Source organism: Caballeronia sp. dw_19 (assembly GCF_018449515.1).
GTDB lineage: Bacteria > Pseudomonadota > Gammaproteobacteria > Burkholderiales > Burkholderiaceae > Caballeronia.
Genome location: NZ_JAAVUQ010000028.1, coordinates 79,731 through 100,650, shown reverse-complemented (window position 1 = coordinate 100,650; position 20,920 = coordinate 79,731). Strand labels below are relative to the sequence as shown.

Annotated in this window: 26 protein-coding genes; all 26 read right to left on the bottom strand. The window is 59.4% G+C overall.

The window, feature by feature from the left end; translation table 11 throughout:
• Positions 1-66: 66 nt before the first annotated feature.
• Positions 67-867 (bottom strand): twin-arginine translocase subunit TatC, encoded by an 801-nt coding sequence (gene tatC, locus HB376_RS29225; protein WP_213767164.1) that lies wholly within the window; start codon positions 865-867, stop codon positions 67-69.
• 69 nt (positions 868-936) lie between these two features.
• Entirely contained in the window at positions 937-1,485 is a 549-nt protein-coding gene (gene tatB / locus HB376_RS29220; protein WP_213767163.1) for a Sec-independent protein translocase protein TatB, read from the bottom strand.
• Positions 1,486-1,579: 94 nt separating this feature from the next.
• Entirely contained in the window at positions 1,580-1,810 is a 231-nt protein-coding gene (gene tatA, locus HB376_RS29215; protein WP_213767162.1) for a Sec-independent protein translocase subunit TatA, read from the bottom strand.
• Between the two features lie 191 nt (positions 1,811-2,001).
• The gene (locus HB376_RS29210) at positions 2,002-2,364 is read right to left on the bottom strand and encodes a histidine triad nucleotide-binding protein (protein ID WP_213767161.1); all 363 of its coding nucleotides are present in this window, start codon (positions 2,362-2,364) and stop codon (positions 2,002-2,004) included.
• 54 nt (positions 2,365-2,418) lie between these two features.
• The gene (locus HB376_RS29205) at positions 2,419-2,811 is read right to left on the bottom strand and encodes a hypothetical protein (protein ID WP_213767160.1); all 393 of its coding nucleotides are present in this window, start codon (positions 2,809-2,811) and stop codon (positions 2,419-2,421) included.
• 45 nt (positions 2,812-2,856) lie between these two features.
• Positions 2,857-3,237 carry a phosphoribosyl-ATP diphosphatase gene (locus HB376_RS29200; protein ID WP_062092252.1) on the bottom strand — a complete coding sequence of 127 codons (381 nt, stop codon included), beginning with the start codon at positions 3,235-3,237 and terminating at the stop codon, positions 2,857-2,859.
• Positions 3,237-3,650, bottom strand: coding sequence for a phosphoribosyl-AMP cyclohydrolase (hisI, locus tag HB376_RS29195; protein WP_213767159.1), 414 nt, complete (start codon positions 3,648-3,650; stop codon positions 3,237-3,239). The genes HB376_RS29200 and hisI overlap by 1 nt, the downstream gene beginning before the upstream one ends.
• Before the next feature lie 3 nt (positions 3,651-3,653).
• Complete coding sequence (gene hisF, locus HB376_RS29190) at positions 3,654-4,427, bottom strand: imidazole glycerol phosphate synthase subunit HisF (RefSeq protein WP_213767158.1); 774 nt, start codon at positions 4,425-4,427, stop codon at positions 3,654-3,656.
• A gap of 282 nt (positions 4,428-4,709) precedes the next feature.
• Positions 4,710-5,462, bottom strand: coding sequence for a 1-(5-phosphoribosyl)-5-[(5-phosphoribosylamino)methylideneamino]imidazole-4-carboxamide isomerase (gene hisA / locus HB376_RS29185; protein ID WP_089166109.1), 753 nt, complete (start codon positions 5,460-5,462; stop codon positions 4,710-4,712).
• Between the two features lie 171 nt (positions 5,463-5,633).
• On the bottom strand, positions 5,634-6,284 hold the full coding sequence (gene hisH / locus HB376_RS29180; RefSeq protein ID WP_213767157.1) for an imidazole glycerol phosphate synthase subunit HisH: 651 nt from the start codon (positions 6,282-6,284) through the stop codon (positions 5,634-5,636).
• A 31-nt stretch (positions 6,285-6,315) separates the two neighbouring features.
• Positions 6,316-6,936 carry a MarC family protein gene (locus HB376_RS29175; protein WP_213767156.1) on the bottom strand — a complete coding sequence of 207 codons (621 nt, stop codon included), beginning with the start codon at positions 6,934-6,936 and terminating at the stop codon, positions 6,316-6,318.
• A 93-nt stretch (positions 6,937-7,029) separates the two neighbouring features.
• A complete protein-coding gene (gene hisB / locus HB376_RS29170; protein ID WP_213767155.1) occupies positions 7,030-7,617 on the bottom strand; it encodes an imidazoleglycerol-phosphate dehydratase HisB in 588 nt (195 codons plus the stop codon).
• A 29-nt stretch (positions 7,618-7,646) separates the two neighbouring features.
• Positions 7,647-8,717, bottom strand: a complete 1,071-nt coding sequence (gene hisC, locus HB376_RS29165; RefSeq protein ID WP_213767154.1) for a histidinol-phosphate transaminase — start codon at positions 8,715-8,717, stop codon at positions 7,647-7,649.
• An 82-nt stretch (positions 8,718-8,799) separates the two neighbouring features.
• Positions 8,800-10,125, bottom strand: coding sequence for a histidinol dehydrogenase (hisD, locus tag HB376_RS29160; protein ID WP_213767153.1), 1,326 nt, complete (start codon positions 10,123-10,125; stop codon positions 8,800-8,802).
• 42 nt (positions 10,126-10,167) lie between these two features.
• Positions 10,168-10,860: an ATP phosphoribosyltransferase gene (hisG, locus tag HB376_RS29155; protein ID WP_158934227.1), complete on the bottom strand. Its 693-nt coding sequence runs from the start codon at positions 10,858-10,860 to the stop codon at positions 10,168-10,170.
• Positions 10,857-12,125, bottom strand: a complete 1,269-nt coding sequence (gene murA, locus HB376_RS29150; RefSeq protein WP_213767152.1) for a UDP-N-acetylglucosamine 1-carboxyvinyltransferase — start codon at positions 12,123-12,125, stop codon at positions 10,857-10,859. The genes hisG and murA overlap by 4 nt, the downstream gene beginning before the upstream one ends.
• A 134-nt stretch (positions 12,126-12,259) precedes the next feature.
• Positions 12,260-12,499: a BolA family protein gene (locus HB376_RS29145; RefSeq protein ID WP_031362176.1), complete on the bottom strand. Its 240-nt coding sequence runs from the start codon at positions 12,497-12,499 to the stop codon at positions 12,260-12,262.
• Between the two features lie 41 nt (positions 12,500-12,540).
• Positions 12,541-13,296, bottom strand: coding sequence for an ABC transporter permease (locus HB376_RS29140; RefSeq protein ID WP_213767151.1), 756 nt, complete (start codon positions 13,294-13,296; stop codon positions 12,541-12,543).
• Positions 13,293-14,219, bottom strand: a complete 927-nt coding sequence (locus tag HB376_RS29135) for an ABC transporter ATP-binding protein (protein WP_213767150.1) — start codon at positions 14,217-14,219, stop codon at positions 13,293-13,295. Before HB376_RS29135 ends, HB376_RS29140 begins: the two co-directional genes overlap by 4 nt.
• A gap of 1,221 nt (positions 14,220-15,440) precedes the next feature.
• On the bottom strand, positions 15,441-15,716 hold the full coding sequence (locus tag HB376_RS29130) for an STAS domain-containing protein (RefSeq protein WP_213767175.1): 276 nt from the start codon (positions 15,714-15,716) through the stop codon (positions 15,441-15,443).
• Positions 15,710-16,339, bottom strand: coding sequence for an ABC transporter substrate-binding protein (locus tag HB376_RS29125; RefSeq protein WP_213767149.1), 630 nt, complete (start codon positions 16,337-16,339; stop codon positions 15,710-15,712). Before HB376_RS29125 ends, HB376_RS29130 begins: the two co-directional genes overlap by 7 nt.
• A gap of 122 nt (positions 16,340-16,461) precedes the next feature.
• Complete coding sequence (locus tag HB376_RS29120; RefSeq protein WP_213767148.1) at positions 16,462-17,376, bottom strand: VacJ family lipoprotein; 915 nt, start codon at positions 17,374-17,376, stop codon at positions 16,462-16,464.
• Positions 17,377-17,473: 97 nt separating this feature from the next.
• Positions 17,474-18,040 carry an outer membrane lipid asymmetry maintenance protein MlaD gene (gene mlaD / locus HB376_RS29115; RefSeq protein ID WP_213767147.1) on the bottom strand — a complete coding sequence of 189 codons (567 nt, stop codon included), beginning with the start codon at positions 18,038-18,040 and terminating at the stop codon, positions 17,474-17,476.
• Between the two features lie 118 nt (positions 18,041-18,158).
• Positions 18,159-18,926, bottom strand: coding sequence for a lipid asymmetry maintenance ABC transporter permease subunit MlaE (mlaE, locus tag HB376_RS29110; protein WP_213767146.1), 768 nt, complete (start codon positions 18,924-18,926; stop codon positions 18,159-18,161).
• A complete protein-coding gene (locus tag HB376_RS29105) occupies positions 18,923-19,741 on the bottom strand; it encodes an ATP-binding cassette domain-containing protein (RefSeq protein ID WP_213767145.1) in 819 nt (272 codons plus the stop codon). Before HB376_RS29105 ends, mlaE begins: the two co-directional genes overlap by 4 nt.
• 117 nt (positions 19,742-19,858) lie before the next feature.
• Complete coding sequence (gene thiE, locus HB376_RS29100) at positions 19,859-20,920, bottom strand: thiamine phosphate synthase (RefSeq protein WP_213767174.1); 1,062 nt, start codon at positions 20,918-20,920, stop codon at positions 19,859-19,861.

The following is a 20,920-nucleotide window of genomic DNA, read 5'->3' as shown; positions in this document are numbered from 1 at the left end:
GTTCCAACTCACGTTTGGAACGGCCCCTTTTTTGTATTCTTGCCCGTCACCCGGCGACTGAAACCCTCACTCCTCTTCCCGCTTCGCGTCCTCTGCAGCGTCCGCTTCCTGCTCCTTGATCTTGTCCTTGCCCACGATCAACCGTGCCGCAATGATGCCGACCTCGTAAAGAATGATCAGCGGCACAGCCAGGATCAGTTGCGAGAACACGTCCGGCGGCGTCACCACGGCGGAAATCACGAACGCGCCGACAATCACGTACGGCCGGATCTGCCGCAACTTCTTGATGGTGACGAACCCCATGCGCGCGAGGATCACCACGATGATCGGCACCTCGAAGGTCACGCCGAACGCGAGGAACATGGTGAGGACGAAGCTCAGGTAATTATCGATATCCGTCGTCATTTCCGCACCGAGCGGCGCGTTGTAATGCGCCATCACGCGAAAAATGGTGGGAAACACGACGAAATAGGCGAACGCCATGCCGCACAGGAACAGGACATAGCTGCTCCCGACCAGCGGCACGACCAGCTTCTTTTCGTGCTGATACAGCCCCGGCGCGATAAACGCCCAGATCTGGTACAGCACAATTGGCAACGCTATAACAAGCGCGACCATCATGGTCACCTTCATTGGCACAAAGAACGAGCCAGTGACGTCAGTGACGATCATCTTGCCGTCCTTCGGCAAGTTCTGCATCAGCGGACGCGCGAGCAGCCTGAATATGTCCGGTGCCCAATAAACCAGCCCGATGAACACGACGATGACTGAAGCGCCTGCGCGGATGATGCGGTCACGCAGTTCGACCAGGTGCGAGATAAACGTCTCTTCGACGGGCTCGTCTTTAATCTGTTGCGGGTCGCTCACGCCGGCCCTCTGCTGGGATTCATCGATGGAAGGGAAGTTGGCGTTCGCGCAATGAAAGTGGCGCAAACATCAGAAAAACCGCGTGGGACGACGCAGCGTCTCAGGCGTATGCCGCGCCACGCGCGCCGCACCTGACTGAACGCGCGTCTTGCGTAACGTGGTGCGCTTGTACCAGTTCGGAATGGCGGCCTGCTTGACGCGCCAGTTCTTGCGTTTCGCCGGCGACACGTTGCTGCTGCTGAACGTGTTGTCCGAGTTCGAACGCCAGGTGTCCCCGGAAACGTGCGTCAGATTCGGGTCGCCACCGCCCGCCACGCTGTCCGACACGGACGTGCCCTGGTTCCAGGCGTCGTTGAGTTCGTTTTCGTGCTGGCGAAGATTGTCGTGAATCTTGTTCTCGACATTCGATGCCGCCGTTTCGAACTCGGTGCGCATCTTCTTCAACTCGTCGAGTTCCATCTCACGCGAGACTTCGGCCTTGACGTCGTTGATATACCGCTGTGCGCGGCCAAACAGCGCGCCTGCTGTTCGTGCCACACCGGGCAAGCGTTCCGGCCCGAGCACTACCAGCGCGACGACGCCAATCAGCGCCATTTTGGTCAGACCAAGGTCGAGCATGGAATCGAAGATCCTGAGGGTGGCGAGTGAAGGTGACCGGTGCCGGGCTTACCGTGCCTGGGTCAGATTACCTGGGTCAGATTAATCAGCTTGATTAGCGGTAGTCGCTCGAACGGGTCTTGTCCTTCGCTTCCACGTCGACCGTACCGTTGCGCGGCAATTCGCGCTGCTCGGCCGGCGTCCCTTCGCCTTCCTTCATACCTTCCTTGAAACCCTTTACCGCGCCGCCCAGATCCCCGCCGATGTTGCGCAGTTTCTTCGTGCCGAAGACCAGTGCCACGATCAGCAAAACGATCAACCAATGCCAAATGCTCAACGAACCCATGACTGAAAACTCTCCTTGGCTTCGCCGCGCATGTCGCTCGCGACGAAGAATGTGGGCCTTGCGGCCCGAGTCGGAGCGTCGACGCCCCGATGATTAAACCGATATCTTGCACGCCTAATATTGCGATGGAAAGACGCTTTCGCTTTCATTACATCTTGATCACACGATCAGCCCTTTCCATCGACGATCCTTCAGCCCATCCGGCGCCACGGACGTTCCCCGGCGAGGATATGAGCGTGAATGTGATACACCTCTTGCCCGCCGCCCGGACCGGTATTGATGACCGTTCGGAAACCAGTCTCGCCGCCCGTGTACGCAACGCCCAGCTCGCTGGCAAGCCGTGCCGTCAGGCTCAGCATTCTACCAAGCAGCGGCGCATCGGCTTCGGTGCAGCTCGACAGCGTCTCAATATGTTTACGCGGGATCACCAGCACATGGACGGGCGCGGCCGGGTTGATATCGTGAAAAGCAACGAATTCATCGTCTTCATGGACTTTCTTGCTCGGAATTTCTCCTGCAGCGATCTTACAGAAAATGCAGTTCTCTTGGCTCATGTGTGTCGCGGGATATCCCGATATGAATGCATGTTGAAGATCAGGCGTTCGGTCTCAAACCCAGGCACCCGGTTGCAATGGCTTGTTCTCGTACAAAAACAGCCAGCCCTTTATAACGCGATACAGCGTCCAGATGCCGACCACGAACAAAATGGGGAAGCCGATAAACACCCAGATCAGCGCTATGCCGATCACATGACCGAGTAGCGCCCACCAGAAGGTGCGGATCTGCCACCGGAAATGCGCTTCATACGGCGTTCCGGCGACGTCATCGCGTTTCAGGTAATTGATGATGACCGCGATCAGCACGGTCAACCCGCCAGTGAGCCAGTACGCGGCGTAAAGCGCATATAGCACGTGGGTCAGCGTGCGCAAGCTGCGCAGGCGTTCGGATTCGGGCGAGTTTTGGTAAACAGGCGGCGGATAAGGCTCATAAGGCTGATTCATTTCATCCTCCTCGGCGACCGGTCGAACGTGACCCGACCCTGCAGCTTAGCCGCCGTTTTCGTTCTGCTCACGATCGCGGGATTTGCGTAACGCCTTTTCTTCGATCCCCGACATCCCCTCTCGCCGTTCCAGTTCGGCAATGACGTCTGCCGGACCGAGGTCGAAATGGGACAACATCACGAGACAATGGAACCACAAGTCGGCCACTTCGCCGACAAGCGCCTTGGGTGCACCGCCGTGTCGCGTGTCCTTGGCGGCCAGCACGACTTCGGTAGCTTCCTCGCCGATCTTCTTGAGAACGGCGTCGTCACCTTTATGAAAGAGTCGGGAAACGTAAGATTGTTCCGGATCTCCGCCCTTGCGGCTATCGATAATCGCCGCGAGGCGCAGCAACGTGTCTTGCGTGGAAAGCGTGGCTTGAGTCATTACTTATAGATATGTTCAGGGTCCATCAAGACCGGATCGACCGCGATCCAGTCGCCCGTTTTGACCGATCCCTCGAATTTCTGGAAAAAGCACGAATGGCGGCCGGTGTGGCACGCAATGCCCGACACCTGCTCCACTTTGAGCAATACGACGTCTTCATCGCAATCGAGCCGGACTTCATGCACGTGCTGGACGTGTCCCGATTCCTCGCCCTTGAACCACAGGCGCTGGCGCGAACGCGAGTAATACACGGCGCGCTTCAATTCGATGGTCTTCGCCAACGCTTCGCGGTTCATCCACGCGAACATCAGCACGTCACCCGTTGTGGATTCCTGAGCGATCACCGGCACGAGACCGTTCGCGTCCCACTTGACCTTATCGAGCCAACTCGCTTCTTCAGTTTGTGCAGTCACCGCTTAAATCCTCACCGAAATACCCTGATCGGCCATGAAGCGTTTCGCCTCGCCGACCGTGTGTTCGCCATAGTGGAAAATGCTGGCGGCAAGCACCGCATCGGCGTGACCTTCGGTGATGCCGTCGGCCAGATGCGCGAGCGAACCCACGCCGCCCGATGCAATCACCGGAATCGAAATAGCGTCGGACACCGCGCGCGTCAGCGCAAGATCGAAGCCGCTTTTCGTGCCGTCACGATCCATGCTGGTCAGCAGGATTTCGCCGGCGCCAAATTCCGCCATCTTGCGCGCCCACTCGATCACGTCGAGTCCCGTGTTCTTGCGGCCACCGTGCGTGAAAACTTCCCAACGCGGGGTTTCGCCCACGGCGCTGACACGCTTTGCGTCGATGGCCACCACGATGCACTGCGAACCGTGTTTGTCCGATGCATCGCGCACGAGTTGCGGATTCGCCACCGCCGATGAATTCATGCTGATCTTGTCGGCGCCCGCGTTCAGCAGCCGACGCACGTCTTCCACCGCGCGCACGCCGCCGCCAACGGTCAGCGGGATAAAGACCTGCGACGCCACCTGTTCGATGATCGGCAGGATCAGGTCACGCTGGTCGGAGGTGGCGGTGATGTCGAGGAACGTGAGTTCGTCGGCGCCCTGGTCGTCGTATCGGCGAGCAATTTCGACGGGATCGCCCGCGTCGCGCAATTCGAGGAAATTGACGCCCTTGACCACGCGGCCAGCGGTGACATCGAGACACGGGATGATGCGTTTAGCGAGAGCCATGTTGTTACGAATGCCGTTGCGCTGCGAGTGAGTGCTTAGGATAAGCGAGGCGGTTCAATCGAAATTGACCATCGCGGAAAGAAGCGAAACGAATGGCCGCCCCGCCTGTACGGACTTGCGGCGCGCCTCGATCAGGCTGAGCAGAAAACTGTCCGGAAGCACATAAGGCGCTTAAATCAGGCTGGCCGAAAAGGTCGCCGCGTGGTCAGTTACCCACGACTGCGCGGCGCCCTCGCAACATGCGGCTGCTTAGGCTTAAGACTTAGGCGTAAGAACTTAGGCTCAGGCGTCGTCGGCTTCGCGCAGCTTGTCGGCGCGCGCTTGCGCGGCGGCGAAATCCAGGTCGCCCGAATAAATCGCGCGTCCGCAAATCACGCCGGAAATACCTTCGTCTTCCACTTCGCACAGGGAGTCGATGTCGCCCAGGTTCGATAATCCGCCGCTCGCGATCACTGGAATCTTGACGGCTTGCGCGAGGCGCACAGTGGCTTCAATGTTGATGCCCTGCAACATGCCGTCGCGGCCGATATCCGTATAGATGATCGCCTCGCAGCCGTAGTCTTCGAACTTGCGGCCGAGGTCGATGACCTCGTGCCCCGTCAGCTTGCTCCAGCCGTCGGTGGCGACCTTACCGTCCTTCGCATCCAGCCCGACGATGATATGACCCGCAAACGCGGTGCACGCATCTTGCAGGAAGCCCGGATTTTTCACCGCCGCCGTGCCGATGATCACGTACTCCAGACCGTCATCGAGATAGCGTTCGATGGTGTTCAGGTCGCGAATGCCGCCACCGAGCTGCACCGGGATGTCGTTACCGACTTCCTTGATGATCGCGCGGATGGCTTCTTCGTTTTTCGGCTTGCCGGCAAACGCGCCGTTCAGGTCGACGAGATGAAGCCGCCGTGCGCCCCGATCGACCCATAGCCGGGCCATTGCCGCCGGATCTTCGGAAAAAATGGTCGCCTGGTCCATATCGCCTTGTTTGAGGCGTACGCACTGACCGTCTTTTAGATCGATGGCCGGAATGAGCAACATAGAAATAGCGTTATCGGATGAGGGTTGATCGAACGGTTGCAAATTTGGGCACAGCGCCCTGTTTTGCCTGCCGTCTCGCTAGTGTAGTACAAGTGATGCAAGGCTCGCCGCTGCAAACGGCATAAGCCAAAACGTCAAATCACCGCTAAAACAGCACCAAAAACGCGAACTTCATGGTTTCCAGTGTACGAAGTTTCGATACAGCCGCAAGCCCGCATCGGCGCTCTTCTCTGGGTGAAACTGGGTCGCGAACAGATTGTCCCGAGCAATAGCCGAAGTAAACGGCGCGCCGTACAGGGTTTCGCCGGACGTATGCGCCGGATTGTCCGGAACGCCGTAATAACTGTGCACGAAATAGAAAAATGATTCGTCGGGCACGCCGTCCCACAGCGCGTGCCGCTGCGTCTGACGCACGCGGTTCCAGCCCATCTGCGGGACTTTGAAACGCGAGCCGTCATCTTGCAGTTGGCCTTCCAGATCGAAGCGCACGACCTTGCCGGGTATCAGGCCAAGGCCATTCGTGCCCTTCGCGTCGCCTTCCTGGCTCCAGTCAAACAGCATCTGCTCACCGACACACACGCCCAGCATGGGTTTGTTGCGCGCGGCTTCCATGACGGCTTCCTGCAGGCCCGACGCGCCGAGGTGCGCCATGCAGTCGCGCATGGCGCCCTGTCCCGGCAGCACGACCCGGTCGGCCGCACGGATTGCTTCGGGCTGCTCGACGATCGCCACGTCCGCTTCCGGCGCGGCCTTGCGCAGCGCCTGATACACGGAACGCAGGTTGCCCATGCCGTAATCCACGATTGCTATCGAAGTTTTCATCGAAGTATTCAATTCAGCACGTTCCAGAACGCTATTTCAAGGAGGGCAGCAACGCCTTCAATCCGTTGACGATAAATTCCACCGCCAGCGCCGACAGCATCAAACCCATCAGGCGCGTACCAATGTTAATGCCCGTACGCCCGACCCAGCTCGCAATGGGTTCAGCCAGGCGCAGCGCACCGAAACACAACAGCGCCAGCACCCCGCCGATCATGACCAGTCCGATACGGTCATACCAGTGCACCACACTTGCAGAATAGACGATCACCGTGCTGATGGAACCCGGTCCCGTCAGCAGCGGAATGGCGAGCGGCACGACCGCGATGCTGCTTTTCATCTCGGCTTCGTGTCGCTCTTCCGGCGTGGAGCGCGCGTTGCCGACTTGCGCGTTCAACATGTTGATCGCCATCAACAACATGATGATGCCGCCGCCCACTTCAAGAGATCCGACGGAAATCCCGAAGAACGCGATGATCTGCTGTCCGAGCAGCGCAGTCACGCCAATCACGCAGAAGACCGAAATGGACGCGATCCGGATCGTGTTTTTCTTCTCCGGGCTCGACATATCGGTCGTCAAGCTCAGAAAAAACGGGATCGCGCCGACCGGATTGATCAGCGCGAGCAACGAAATAAACGATTTGAGTAGATTCATCGCAGGCCGGCATGGCTCGTATCGACGCGGACGGCCCGGACGCGCTTGGAAACACGCCCGACATGTGCCAGTTTCGCGTTATTTAGAAGGCGCTTAAAGGCTGCCCTTGGTCGATGGAATCTGCCCTGCCGCGCGCTCGTCCAGCTCAACAGCCATGCGCAACGCGCGGCCGAATGCCTTGAAGACGGTTTCCACCTGATGATGCGCATTGATGCCGCGCAAATTGTCGATGTGCAGCGTCACGCCCGCGTGATTCACGAAACCGCGGAAGAATTCGATGGTGAGATCGACGTCGAACGTGCCAATGCGCGCACGCGTGAACGGGACGTGAAATTCCAGCCCCGGCCGGCCCGAAAAATCGATCACCACGCGTGACAGCGCTTCGTCGAGCGGCACGTAGGAATGGCCGTATCGGCGAATGCCCTTGCGGTCGCCAATGGCCTTCGCCACGGCCTGACCCAGCGTGATACCCGTATCTTCCACCGTGTGGTGGTCATCGATATGAAGGTCGCCATGCGCTTCGACTTCAAGGTCGAAAAGGCCGTGACGCGCGATCTGGTCGAGCATGTGGTCGAGAAACGGCACACCGGTGGCAAGCTTTTGCTTGCCGGTGCCGTCCAGGTCGAGCTTCACACGGATCTGCGTTTCGCTGGTGTTGCGAACGACTTCCGCATTGCGCATGGTATTTCCTTTGAGACTTTTAAGAGATTTCAGTGCAGCGCGAGTTTCAGAGCGGCGATCATTTGCGCATTCTCTTCTGCCGATCCGACCGTCAAACGCACGCAATTCGCCAATAACGGATGCATTTTACTCACGTTTTTGATCAAAACCCGCGATGTCAGCAGGGTTTCGAAGACGGCAGCAGCATCGGGAACACGAACCAGCAGAAAGTTGCCGGCGCTGGGATAAACGGTCGCGCCGGGCAGCGCCTTCAAGGCCAGTTCCAACCGCGAGCGTTCAATGCGGAGTTCGGCGGCTTGGGCATCGAGCACATCGAGGTGATCGAGCATGAAATCCGCGGCCGCCTGCGTCAGCACGTTGATGTTGTACGGCGGACGCACTTTATCGAATTCCGTGGTCCATGACGCCTTGCCCGCCAGATAACCCAGGCGAATACCCGCCAGGCCGAGCTTCGACATCGTCCGCATCACGACCACGTTGTCGAAATCTGCAGCGCGCGGCAGCCAGCTTTGCTGGGCGAACGGTTGATACGCTTCATCGATTACAACCAGGCTGTTCGATGCCGCCGCGATCACGCGTTCAATATCCGCGTCGTCGTAAAGCGTGCCGGTCGGATTGTTCGGATACGCGAGATATACCAGCGCCGGGTTGTGCGTTTCGATCGCGGAAATCAGCGTGTCGACATCGAGTGTGAAATCAGCGTTCAACGGCACGCCGATAAACTCAAGCCCCGCGAATTTCGCCGACATCTCGTACATCACGAAGCCGGGAACCGGCACGACGACGGTGGCGCCGGGTTTCGCGCACGCCATCGACATCATGCTGATCAATTCATCCGAGCCGTTGCCGAGCAGCAATTCGCACGCGGCGGGCACTTGCATGACGCGCTTGATCTTCTCGATCAACGCGGTCGGACGGGGTTCGGGGTATCGGTTCAAGGCGACGTCCGATAAGCGTTCGCCCAATTCAGCAGCCAGCTTCGCCGGCAACCGATACGGATTTTCCATTGCGTCGAGCTTCACTAGACCGGTTGAATTCGGCACGGGATAACACGTCATTGCAAGGACGTCGGGGCGGAGAATGTCTTGTGGTCGTGTCATGGTATTGCCGGACGCCAGGCGCCGGACGTTGGGCGGCTCTAAGGCCGCCTCGGTGTTTAACTCGGTTTGCGTCTTTGCTTTGTTACTGCGATGTATTTTTCATCCGATATTCAGCGCTGCGCGCATGCGCCTGCAGGCCTTCGCCATACGCCAGTTCGGCTGCAATCTCGCCGAGCGTCTGCGCGCCTTCCGCGCTGACTTCAATCACGCTTGAGCGCTTGATGAAGTCGTACACGCCCAGCGGCGATGAAAACCGCGCGGTACGTGACGTCGGTAGTACATGGTTCGGTCCCGCGCAGTAATCGCCAAGGCTTTCGCTCGTGTAGCGGCCCAAGAAAATAGCGCCCGCGTGACGGATCTGCGCCGCCCAGTGATGCGGATCGAGCGCGGAAATTTCGAGGTGTTCCGGCGCGATGTCGTTGGCGATCGCGCAAGCTTCGTTCATGTCGGCGACCTTGATCAGCGCACCACGGTCTTCGAGCGAGCGCTGGATCACATTGCGACGGGGCAACGTGGGCAGCAATTCGTTGATCGCGTCTTCCACGCGCTGGATAAACGTCGCGTCCGGGCACAGCAGGATGGATTGCGCGAGTTCGTCGTGCTCGGCTTGCGAGAACAGATCCATTGCGACCCAGCGCGGGTCCGTGGTCGCATCGCAGATAATCAGGATTTCCGACGGTCCCGCGATCATGTCGATACCGACGGTGCCGAACACGCGCCGTTTTGCCGATGCAACGTACGCGTTACCCGGGCCGCAGATTTTATCGACGGCAGGAATGGATTGCGTGCCGTAGGCCAGCGCGCCGATCGCCTGCGCGCCGCCGATGGTAAACACGCGGTCCACGCCGCCCAGCAACGCCGCCGCGAGCACCAGCGGATTTTTCACGCCGTCGGGCGTGGGCACGACCATCACGATTTCCTTCACGCCGGCCACGCGCGCGGGAATCGCGTTCATCAGCACCGACGACGGATACGCCGCCTTGCCGCCCGGCACGTAGATACCCGCGCGATCCAGCGGCATGACTTTCTGGCCGAGCACCGTGCCGTCTGCTTCCGTGTACTGCCAGCTATGGCTGCCGCACTCGATCCGCTGTTTCTCGTGATAACCGCGCACGCGCGCCGCCGCTGCTTCCAGCGCGGCGCGGCGTTTCGGTACGAGCCCTTCGAGCGCCGCTTCCAGTTCAGCCTGCGGCAATTCCAGCGACGCGACGTTCTCGGCTTTCAGCCGGTCAAACTTGTTCGTGTATTCCAGGACAGCGTCGTCGCCACGCGTTTTGACATCGGCGAGAATTTGCGCGACCGAGCGCTCGATGGCTTCGTCCTCGCTCGCCTCGAACGCGAGCACCGCGTGCAGCGCCGTGTGAAAACCGTTGGCGCTGGAATCGAGTTTGCGAATCTTGATAGACATGCTGGTATCCGGTTGTTTGCCCTGCTCTGCTTTACTCTACTTTTACGCGCCAACCGACGCGCGTTCGAACGCATCGAGATACGGTTTCAACGCGGCGCGTTTCAACTTCAGCGCGGCCTGATTGACGACCAGACGCGACGATATTTCCATGATTTCTTCAACTTCGACCAAATCATTCGCGCGCAATGTATTACCTGAACTGACCAGGTCGACAATGGCGTCGGCCAGACCGACCAGCGGCGCCAGTTCCATCGATCCATACAGCTTGATCAGATCGACGTGAACGCCCTTCGCCGCGAAATGCTCACGTGCCACTTCAACATATTTTGTCGCGATGCGCAGCCGTGCACCCTGGCGCACGGCGGTTTCGTAATCGAAGCCATTCTTCACCGCCACCGACATCCGGCAGCGCGCAATATTCAGATCGATCGGTTGATACAAACCGCCGCCGCCATGCTCGATCAACACGTCCTTGCCCGCCACGCCGAAGTCGGCCGCGCCGTATTCGACGTAGGTCGGAACATCGGTTGCACGCACGATGATCACGCGCAAGTTCGGGTTCGTGGTCGGCAGGATCAGCTTGCGCGACGTTTCGGGATCTTCCGTCACTTCCACGCCGGCTGCGGCGAGCAGCGGCAGGGTTTCGTCGAAGATGCGTCCCTTCGATAACGCCAGCGTCAACATCGCGCTAGCCGGCACCGAACTCAACGACTGCGAAGTTTGCAGCGAACTCATTGCTCGCCTCCGCTACCGTTGATACGCCGTACGTTCGCGCCAACTGCGGTCAGTTTGCTTTCCATCCGGTCGTAGCCGCGATCGAGGTGATAGATACGATCAATCAACGTTTCACCATCCGCGCACATGGCCGCGATCACCAGACTCGCCGATGCCCGCAGATCCGTCGCCATCACCTTCGCGCCCGACAGTTTCTGTACACCGTTCACGAGCGCCGTATTACCGTCGACGGTAATGCTTGCGCCCAATCGGTTCAATTCCTGCACGTGCATGAAACGGTTTTCGAAGATGGTTTCCACCGCTTGCGACGTGCCGGTCGCGAGCGTGTTGAGCGCCATGAACTGAGCCTGCATGTCGGTGGGGAACGCCGGATATTCCGACGTACGGAAGCTGACCGCCGTCGGACGTTTGTTCATACGTACACGAAGCCAGTTCTCGCCTTCTTCAATAGATACACCCGCTTCGTGCAGCTTTTCAATCACGGCTTCGAGCAACGAAGGATTCACGTTACGCAACGTCACGTCGCCGCCGGTAGCCGCGACCGCGCACAGGAACGTGCCCGCTTCAATCCGATCCGGCACCACCGAATGACGCGCGCCGTGCAACTTGTCTACGCCCTGAATCACCAGCCGGTCCGACCCGATCCCGTCGATCTTCGCGCCCATCGCGACGAGCAGATTCGCGAGATCGCTGACTTCCGGCTCGCGCGCCGCGTTCTCGATGACCGTTTCGCCTTCCGCCAGCACCGCAGCCATCAGCAGGTTTTCCGTGCCGGTGACGGTGATCATGTCGGTGACAATGCGTGCGCCCTTCAGCCGCTTCGCCCGCGCTTCAATGAACCCATGTTCGATCGTGATCTCGGCGCCCATCGCCTGCAGGCCCTTGATGTGCTGATCGACGGGACGCGCGCCGATCGCGCAGCCGCCCGGCAACGACACCTTGGCTTCGCCGAAACGCGCGAGCAGCGGCCCGAGCACGAGAATGGACGCGCGCATGGTCTTGACCATTTCATACGGCGCGAGCAGGTTGTCGACCTTCGATGCATTCAGCCAGACCTTTCCGTTCGCTGATTCGGAACGCAGGCCCATCTGGTTGAGCAGTTTGAGCATCGTGCGCACGTCTTGCAGGTTGGGCACGTTTTCCAGATGCACGTCGTCAGCCGTGAGCAGACTGGCGCAAAGAATGGGCAGCGCCGCGTTCTTCGCACCCGATACCACGATTTCGCCCGAGAGCTTCGCGCCCCCGACAATCACGAGTTTGTCCATGCTTGGCGTTCCTTCTACGGAGCTTCCTGCTGCAGCGCCGTTATCGGCGCTGCGGTTGTCTTGAGTGAATCGCACTAAATTTTCAGCCAGTCGGTTACGGGTGATGCGGTGACATCATCAAATGTTGGGAACGCTCAGACGGGTTTCCACTCGGCCGGGGTCAGCGTTTTCATGCTCAGCGCGTGGATTTCCGCGCGCATGCGGTCGCCGAGCGCCGCGTAGACGAGTTGATGGCGAGCGATGGGCCGCTTGCCTTCGAATGCGTCGCTCACGATGGTCGCGAAGAAATGCTGGCCGTCGCCTTCTACTTCGACATGCTGGCAAGCGAGGCCGCCAGCAATGTATTCCTTCACTTGTTCCGGAGTTGGCAACATGGAAGTCTCCTGAAAATTAAGCGAACTGATGAGTGACGCTATCAATGACGCAGTTTGTAACCGCTTGCCAGCAAGCGTATGGCGATTCCCGCCAGTACGATGAAAAACCCGCCGACAATGCCAAGGCTCGCGAGTGGATTGACGTCGGACATGCCGAAGAAGCCGTATCGGAAACCGTCGATCATGTAGAAGAACGGATTCAGTCGCGACACTTCGCGCCAGATCGGCGGCAGCGTATGGGTGGAGTAAAACACGCCCGACAGGAAAGTCAGCGGCATGATCAAAAAGTTTTGGAATGCCGCGAGCTGGTCGAATTTATCGGCCCAGACGCCGGCGATCAATCCGAGCGTTCCTAGAATTGCAGAACCGAGGATCGCAAAACCGAGAATATAGAACGGCGCGGCGAAACTCATGGGAATGAACCACACCGTGACGATAAACACGCCAAAACCGACCGCAATCCCGCGCACGACGGACGCGAGCACATACGCAAAGTACATTTCCCAGTGCGACAGCGGCGGCAGCAGCACGAAAACGAGGTTGCCCGTGATCTTCGACTGGATCAGCGACGACGAGCTGTTCGCGAACGCGTTCTGCAACACGCTCATCATCACCAGTCCCGGCACGAGGAAACTTGTGTAAGCCACGCCCGGATAAACCTCGACGTGATTTGTCAGCGCGTGCCCGAAGATCATCAGGTACAAAAGCGCGGTGATAACCGGTGCGAGCACCGTTTGAAACCCAACTTTGTAGAAACGCAGGAGTTCTTTGTAGAACAGGGTACGAAAGCCGCTCATGAAAGGCCCTCGATGACTTCCGGCTCGTTCATCACCTGCACGAACACATCCTCCAGATCTGCTTTGCGCACATCGATTTCATCGAACGTGCAGCCCGCTGCGCGGCATTTCGCCAGGATCGGCTCGACGTCGTCGTAGCTTGCGAGCCGCAACAAATGGTTGGTCCCGGAAGCCGCGCGCGAATCGACTTCCAGCGCGCGCAACTCGACGGGCAATACGCCGTGCGAGAAACGCAACGAAAGCTGCATTCCGGCGAAGCGCTGCAATAGCGTGCTGGTTCGTTCAAGCGCGACGACTTCACCCCGACGCAGCATGGCGAGCCGGTCGCACAACGCCTCGGCTTCTTCAAGATAGTGCGTGGTCAGCACGATGGTGTGGCCTTCGCGGTTCAACCGGGAGATGAACTTCCAGAGCGTCTGGCGCAATTCGACATCGACACCCGCGGTTGGCTCGTCTAGCACGATCACCGGCGGCTTGTGGACCAGCGCCTGGGCTACCAGCACACGACGTTTCATGCCACCTGAGAGCGCGCGCGTGTTGACATCGGCTTTCTCGGTGAGATCGAGATTGGCCATGATTTCGTCGATCCAGTCGTCGTTCTTGCGCAGGCCGAAATAGCCGGACTGGATGCGCAGTGCTTCGCGGACGGTAAAAAACGGATCGAAGACGAGTTCCTGCGGCACCACGCCCAGCGAGCGGCGCGCCTGGCGGAAGTCGGTGACCACGTCGTGGCCGAGCACGGAGACGGCTCCGCTATCGGCGCGCGCGAGGCCCGCGAGGATGCTGATGAGGGTCGTTTTACCGGCACCGTTGGGGCCGAGCAGGCCGAAAAACTCGCCTTCTTCGACGACGAGGTTCACGCCTTTGAGCGCTTGCAGCTCTTTGTAGCGCTTCTTGACGTTGCGTATTTCTATGGCTGACATGACAGTGCGCGCGCCGGCGGGGCTGCGCCTCGATGTGTGCGGATCGGAACCGGAACCGGCCTTTACAAAATGAAAGGCGGATAGCAGGCCGAAAAAACGGTTGATTATAGGCCAAACGCGGCGGAGGTTAGCCGATTGCTCAAGGGGTCTTCGTTCGCACTTGGGGTTCTGTTTGGGTTGGTGCTTTCGGTGTTTAGTGGTTAGGGGTCAATGCTGGGTTGGTGGTTTCGGCGGTAGTGGTCGGGGTCAATGCCGGGGTGGTCGGTTCTGGGGTTAGCGGTCGGGGTCTATGCCGGGTTGCTGCTTTCAGTGTTAGTGGTCTGTGAGAGTCGGATTTTCTCTTTATCACTATTAGCCACTGTGCGTGGCGGCACGTCATTTCTTTGTCCAAAGCGACAAAGAAACGAAGCAAAGAAAACGCTTTCAACCACGCTACCCTAAGTGTCCACAGCGTGCAGTTTTCATTCATAGGTGCCCCAAAAGCACGGTGCTCGCCAGAGCCACGGATGTGTGAACCCCTCCTTCTCGCGAATCCTGACACGAACACGCTTCGCCCCGTACGCTCTCGGGCAAGCACAATTGCTAAGGAACCCGCACAGCCTTACGGGTATTTACGGCTGCGGTTTTGACGGATTAGCTATCTGGTCTGTGCGACCGTATTCGTAGGCCACAGCTTGATGCGTGCTTGTGGTTACTGCCTCAGTTTTTGTGAATTGGCTGCGCGTTCTGTACAGCTATTTTCGTCAGTTACGGCCGCCCGCATCTTCGCGGCTTCGTTTCTTGGCGGGTTGGCGACGAGGTTCGAGGCGCGTACACATTGGAGGGAGGTTATCCGCGGATAGCGCGGGGTGCTCCTTGGGCAGATTCAGTCACTGGTGGCGAAGCGTGTGGGTATCCGTGTTCGGAGAAGGAGGGGTTCACACATCCTCCGCTCTGGCGAGCACCGTGCTTTTGGGGCACCCATGAATTGAAACTGCACGCTGTGGACACTTAGGGTAGCGCGGTTAAAGCGTTTTCTTTGCTTCGTTTCTTTGTCGCTTTGGACAAAGAAATGACGTGCCGCCACGCACAGTGGCTAATAGTGATAAAGAGAAAATCCGACTCCTGCAGACCACTAACGCTGAAAGCAGCAACCCGGCATAGACCCCGACCACTAACCCCAGAACCGACCAACCCGGCATCAACCCCGCCCCCTAACGCTCGCACCCGGAACCCATCCCCCTAGTGCGAACGAAAAGACAGAAGTGAATCCACGCCATAAGCCTGCGCAAGACTGGCAAGCCCCGAGGGAAGATTAACAACAGTAAGCGCCGCGCCACGCGCAACCGCCGCGCGTTGCCACGCGAGCAGCACGGCGAGCGCCGACGAATCGAATTGTTTGAGCGACGCGCAATCCACTTCAGTCGCGCCAGCGGCGATCCGCGACAAACCCGCGTCGAGCGCGCTTCTTGCGCTCTCGTGCGTGAGCGTCGCGGCGGTTTCGAAGCGACTCACGATGCCTTGCCGCTCGCCAGTTGCTGGTTACGCTGCGTGAGGAACTGCACCAGCCCGTCCACGCCGTGTTGCTGGATCTGCTCGTTGAACTGCTGCTGGTAAGCCTGAATCAGCCACGCGCCCAGCACGTTGATGTCATAGACCTTCCAGCCCTGCGGCGTCTTGTACAAACGATAGTCGAGCTCGATCGGCGAACCGTTGTTCAGCACCACCGAGCGCACCACCACGTCTGTATCGCTAGGATCTGCCCGGAACGGCTTGTACTGGACCTGTTGATCGCGAACCTGAGCAAGCGCCCCCGAATACGTACGGATCAGCAGCATCTTGAACTGCTCGACGATGTCTTTCTGCTGTTGCGGCGTAGCCGTGTTCCAGTTGCGCCCCATGACAAGACGCGTGGTCCGCGTGAAGTCCGTGTACGGCAGGATCTTCTCGTTCACCAGCTGCGTGATGCGCGTGATGTTGCCCGACTGGATCTGCTTGTCAGCCTTGATCTGATCGAGCACTTGCGATGTGACTGTCTTGACCAACCCGTCAGGAGTGGACATGTCGCCAGCCTGCGCGAACGCACCGCTGCAAAACGCCATCAGCACGGCAAACAGGGGAAGTAGAAATAGTTTTTTCATTACGGACTCTGCAAAAAAAGTGGCCTGAGTTTGAGCGTGGTGTTCACCATGAGTTCATCTTCCACACCCTTTCAGCCATCGAAAGGCTTTCGTTATATTACCGGGCCGTCATTCTGCACGCTTTAACGCAGCCTGAACGACGGGAACGACGGAATCCGCGGCGGCACCATCTGGTCCGGCCGCACAGTATTTGCACCGGGTTCGCTCGCCGCAGTCTCGCCCGAAGCCGCCTCCGGTGCCGACGCAGCCGCAACCGGCGCCGCAGTGGTAGCTGAAGCAGGCGCTGCGCCTGCTGCCGCGCCGCTGTCTACATCCTCGTACTTCGGCAGAGCTTCGTTGCCGTCGCTCGCGCTGTTGTCGCCGCCGATCAGATACTGGCGGCGTTGCAGATACGCATTACGCACGAACGAATACTTGTCGAGCGCCGCGCCCGCCAGCACGTCGCCCGCGCCCAGCAAGTTGGCTCGCGTGTTGATCAGTTGCAGACCGAACAGCGTGGAACGGAACCAGGTCGGGTCCACGAAGCTCGTCACGCTGCCGAAATAATCGACAACCGTACCCGCCGTATCACGCACCGTGCTCGGTCCCAGCAACGGCAGCACGACATAGGGACCCGCCGGCACGCCGTAATGGCCGAGCGTCAAGCCGAAGTCCTGGGTGTGCTTCGGCAGTCCGGCAACGCTCGCTACGTCGAACAAGCCGGCCACGCCGAAGATCGAGTTCATCACGACACGCATGATGTCCGACACGCCGTCTGCAATCTTCAACTGCACCAGATTATTCGCAGCGGTATAAATATCGCCGATATTGCCGAAGAAATTTGTGACACTGTCGCGCACCGGCTGCGGCGTAACGTACACGTACCCCTTGGCAATCGGCTTGAGCGCGACTTCATCGATCTTGTCGTTGATCGTGAACATCGTCCGGTTGTAACTCTCGAACGGATCACCCTTGGTCGGCGTGGTGACGGTTGCGCACCCGGCAAGCACCGCCACCGCGACTATCACAGCCGCGCTATTTACGCGCATTGCCTGCATTTGTTCTTCTCCTTATTGATGCTGATCCGAAGGCCAAGCCCGTACTGCGAGATCGGCGCGCCTTCGACTGCCTGGAATCTGGAACCGCCAGTCCGGCTCATTGAGTCGCCGCGCTCGCGCCCATCGCGCTCGCGGCGCCCGGGAAAGCTGGCGCAGCAGGCGTTGCAGCAGGTGCGGCAGAGGTTGCCGGGCTCTTGGATGCGCCCGAATCCGCCGCTTTGTTGTACAGGAATTGCCCGATCAGATTCTCAAGAACCACCGCCGATTGCGTCATCGAAATGGTGTCGCCCGCTTTGAGCATCTGGTCGTCGCCGCCCGGCTCCAGGCCGATGTACTGCTCGCCGAGCAAGCCCGACGTCAGGATCTTCGCCGACGAATCCTTCGGAAACTGATATTGCTTATCGAGATTGATGGTGACCAACGCCTGATACGTGTTCTGGTCAAAACCGATCGAATCCACACGGCCCACCGTCACGCCCGCGCTCTTCACCGGCGCACGCGGCTTCAGCCCGCCGATATTGTCGAATTTCAGCTTGACCGCGTAGGTCGGCTGAAACGACAGCGAGCTCATGTTGCCCGCCTTCAACGCAAGGAATAACAGCGCCACGAAGCCCAGCACCACGAAGAGGCCGACCCAAAAGTCGAGAGCAGCAGTCTTTTTCATCGTCTTCCCAAAGAATCTTGTCGCAGTTTTTTGTGTGAAGGACTGTGCCCTTCACAACGTCCACGAACCGGTGAACCGAATCGCGACACAAAGAGCGTCGCGGTCCGGCCCGGAGTAGTCAGTTGAACATCAGCGCGGTCAGCAGGAAATCCAGCCCGAGCACGGCCAGCGAGCCGTACACCACCGTTTTCGTGGTCGCGCGCGAAACGCCTTCCGGCGTCGGCTGGGCTTCATAACCCTGGAACAGGGCAATGAACGTGACGGCAAAGCCGAACACCAGGCTCTTGATCACGCCGTTGCCTACGTCGCTCCATACGTCGATGCCGCCTTGCATCTGGGACCAGAACGCGCCCGAATCCACGCCGATCATCAGCACGCCGACCACATAACCGCCGAAAATGCCGACCGCGCTGAAAATGGCGGCCAGAATCGGCATGGCGATGATGCCCGCCCAGAAGCGCGGCGCCACCACCACCTTGAGCGGATCGACCGCCATCATTTCCATGGCGGTAAGCTGCTCGCCGGCTTTCATCAGGCCGATTTCCGCCGTCAGCGACGTGCCCGCGCGACCCGCGAACAGCAACGCGGTCACCACCGGCCCGAGTTCGCGCACCAGCGACAGCGCCACCAGGAGGCCGAGCGCTTGCTCGGAGCCGTATCGGTTAAGGGTGAGATAACCCTGCAAACCGAGCACAAAACCCACGAACAAGCCCGAAACCGCGATGATCAACAGCGAATAGTTACCGACAAACAGGATCTGTTTCGTGACAAGGCGCGGTCGGCGCATCAACGGAAAGAATTCGACGACCAGGCGCAGGAACATGCGCGTCGCGTAACCAATCGTGCCGAAGCTGCCGAGCACCGACCGTCCGATGGCGCTGATCATGCTTTTGCTCCGAGTCCAAAGTCCGCCGCCAGCGGCGTCGTGCTTGGATAGTGAAATTTGAACGGACCGTCCGGCGTACCGTCGATAAACTGCCGAACCGACGGTTCCTGGGACGCCCGCAACTGCGCCGGCGTGCCTTCCGCCAGAACGCCGCCGTTCGCGATGAAATACACGTAATCGGCAATGGCGAACGATTCCGGCACGTCGTGCGTCACCAGAATGGACGTGGCGCCCAGCGCGCTGTTCAGCGTGCGGATCAAATTAGCCGTGATGCCGAGCGAAATGGGATCGAGGCCGGCAAAGGGCTCGTCGTACATCATCAGTTCGGGATCCAGCGCGATGGCGCGGGCAAGCGCCACGCGGCGAGCCATGCCGCCCGATATCTCCGACGGCGCGAGATCGCGCGCACCCCGCAAACCAACCGCGTTGAGCTTCATCAGCACGAGGTCACGCAGGAGTTCTTCGGGGAGATCGGTGTGTTCCCGCAGCGGGAACGCGACGTTATCGAATACGGATTGGTCGGTGAACAGCGCGCCGAACTGGAACAGCATCCCCATCTTGCGGCGAAGCGCGTAAAGGCCGTCGCGGCTCTGGGTGCCGACGTCCTTGCCGCCGAACAACACCTGGCCGCGTTTAGCCTTCACCAAGCCGCCGATCAAGCGTAGCACGGTCGTCTTGCCACAGCCGGAACCGCCCATGACAGCCACGACCTGACCGCGCTTGAAGCGCATGTTCAGGTTCGATAATACGAGCCGGTCGCCGTAGCCGAAATCGACGTCGCGAAGCTCTAGCAAGGTCTCGGGAGAAGCTGACACGAAGGCTGACAATCCTTTTACGCAAGAGGGCCGAATTATAGGGCCTCTACGCAACGGGTGTCGTGGGGGCCCCCTTCGGTTGGTTTAACGGCTGAATATTTTCCCGAATCCGGCGCATTATCGCCCGAATTCCTGTTGCAGCGCAGAAATGGCGGCACCCAGATCCGGCGCCTCTGTAACGGCCCGCACGACTGCTGCGCTTCCCACGCCGGTTGAAATAATTTGTCGCAAAACCGGGCCGTTGATGCCGCCAATTGCAACGAGCGGCACGATGCCGTCGAGCAAGCGCACATAACGTGTCAAACGCGACAAACCTTGTGGCGCCGTTGGCATGATTTTCGTCGTGGTCGGGAACACCGCGCCGAGCGCGAGGTAGCTCGGCTTGAAATGCAGCGCCTTCAGCATTTCATAGTAGCCATGGGTCGACAGGCCCAAGCGCAAGCCCGCTTCGGCAATCGCGTTCAGGTCGGCAGTCTCCACGTCTTCCTGCCCGAGATGCACGCCGTACGCACCGGCCTTGATGGCTTCCTGCCAATGATCATTGATAAAAAGCTGCGCCTCGTGCTTCGCGCCCGACGCCACCGACCGTTCGATTTCCTGCTTTAAATCGCCGGAATCGGTGGTTTTACGGCGTAATTGCGCCGTTCGGACGCCTTGGTCGAGAACCCGTTCGACCCATTCCGCGCTCGGCAGGACGGGATATAAGCCAAGCCTCTCCGGGCAATGGGGGAAAGGCTTTGAAGGGGCCGCCGGCAATTTCCCGACCTTCGGAAACGTGGAAAAATCGACGGGCCACGCGTCGAGTTCATCCAGATTGGCCGGGCGCCACGCAAGCGCCAGCACGAGCGCGTCGTGCGGCTCGAAACCGCAATCAAGGAATGCGGCCAACGCGGCCGGCCAATCGTCCGACCATTCGCCCTCCAGTGTGTACGCGACGTTATCCAGATGCAGCGTCGCCCTCCCCGCTTCTACCTCCAGACGCCCAACTCCCTTCGGCAACGGCTCAACGCCGCCATCCACGATCAAATCACCCGAGCGCGGATGATCCGGCTCGCTCAAGCAGATTCGCCATGTCTTAGATGCCGCCGGCCACTCGCCCAGCCGCCGCCGGATTCGCTCGGCGGCTTCCAGCAATTCATCCGCCGGGGGCCAAAATACTTCCTTATCCAGCAATGCCAT